The sequence below is a fragment of the Actinomyces sp. S6-Spd3 genome (genome assembly GCF_000758755.1).
In the GTDB taxonomy this organism is placed as follows: domain Bacteria; phylum Actinomycetota; class Actinomycetes; order Actinomycetales; family Actinomycetaceae; genus Pauljensenia.
The window spans coordinates 1-596 of record NZ_JRMV01000042.1; the positions used below are offsets into that span (position 1 = coordinate 1).

The 596-nt window shown below is 54.0% G+C and carries 1 protein-coding gene; it reads right to left on the reverse strand.

The annotated features are described in order from the left end of the window. Nucleotides 1–33: 33 nt before the first annotated feature. A partial coding sequence (locus HMPREF1627_RS00285; protein WP_034499872.1) for a BMP family lipoprotein occupies nucleotides 34–596 on the reverse strand: 563 nt, incomplete at its 5' end.

Sequence of the window (596 nt, forward strand, 5' to 3'; positions counted from 1 at the left end):
GCCTTACCTACTTGTATTGGTCAGCTCTGTAAATTACGGCTGGTTCTTGGTCTCAACCTTGATCTTGCCAGAAATGATGTCCTGCTTAATCTGCTCAATCTCATCCTTGAGCTCTGCAGGAACCTTCGAATCGAAGTCGTGGAACGGTGAGATCGAAACGCCGCCGTTCTCGAGATCGCCAACGTACTGCTCCGAAGTCCAGTTGCCATCAGCAACAGACTTGATCGTGTCAAACACAGCCTGGCCGATCTCCTTCATCACCGAGGTGAGGATGTACTGGCCCTGTTCCGGCTGGGTGAGGTAACCGTCAGCGTCAACCCAGATAACGGAAACGCCGTCAGATTCGGAAGCAGCGGTGAGCGCACCAGCGCCAACCGGACCAGCTACTGGCATGATAATGTCAGCGCCCTGGTTAATCAGCTGCTGAGCGGTGTTCTTGCCCTTAGCGACATCAGAGAAGTCACCGGTGTAGGAGCCTTCCTGGCTCTCCATGTCCCAGCCAAGAAGCTTCACATCGGTCGAGTGGACCTCGTTGTACTTCATCATGCCGCCTTCGAAGCCATCAGCGAAGATAGCCGTCGAAGGAATCTTCATGC